Source organism: Acinetobacter genomosp. 15BJ (assembly GCF_000400715.1).
Lineage (GTDB): Bacteria > Pseudomonadota > Gammaproteobacteria > Pseudomonadales > Moraxellaceae > Acinetobacter.
Genome location: NZ_KE007349.1, coordinates 68118 through 68830, shown reverse-complemented (window position 1 = coordinate 68830; position 713 = coordinate 68118). Strand labels below are relative to the sequence as shown.

Here is a 713-nt window from a genome sequence, read left to right as displayed (position 1 = left end):
TCAATCGCATCGTGGATATTGCCTTTGCCAGTATTACCAACATTCGATGTCGTGATTGAACCGTCTGGATTCAGTGTAGTTTCACCACCAATCGAGTTTTTAACGCTGTCTGCAATGCCATGAATTTGACTACCATTCACCGCATCTTTTGAACCTGCTGCAATTGTGCCATCAGCCACACCGCTGATCTTGCCTGTCGAGCCATCAATGTTGACATCACCGACTTGAACCGAATCAAAGTCAACCTCACGGGCTGTTGCAACTTCATAGATGTCTTGTCCATCTGCACCAACAGTTTTAGAAACAGTAATGTTCTTACCTTCAGTCACTTCGGTTTTCGCTGCTGCAGTTTCACCTTGAATCGCATCGGCAACGGTGTCGTAGCCTTTGTCATTCACTGTGAATGGACCATTCAGCTTGCCGCCTTCATTGGTGACACCACCACCCAAGATGTCGCCAGTTGAAGTCATACTGTCATTCAGCTGACCACCATTCACAGCATCTTTTGAACCTGCTGCAATCGTGCCATCAGTAACACCACTGATCTTGCCTGTCGCGCCATCAATGTTCACGTCACCGACTTGTACTGAATCAAAGTCAACATCACGGGCTGTAGCAACTTCATAGTTGGTACTGCCATCAGCATTCTTGGTTTGAGTCACCACCATATTGTCACCTTCGGTGACGGTGGTTTTCGCTGCCACTGCCTGACC

At 47.7% G+C, this 713-nt stretch carries 1 pseudogene; it reads right to left on the bottom strand.

Annotated elements, in window-relative coordinates:
- A pseudogene (locus tag F896_RS0120055) lies at positions 1-713 on the bottom strand (hypothetical protein); the annotation flags it as partial.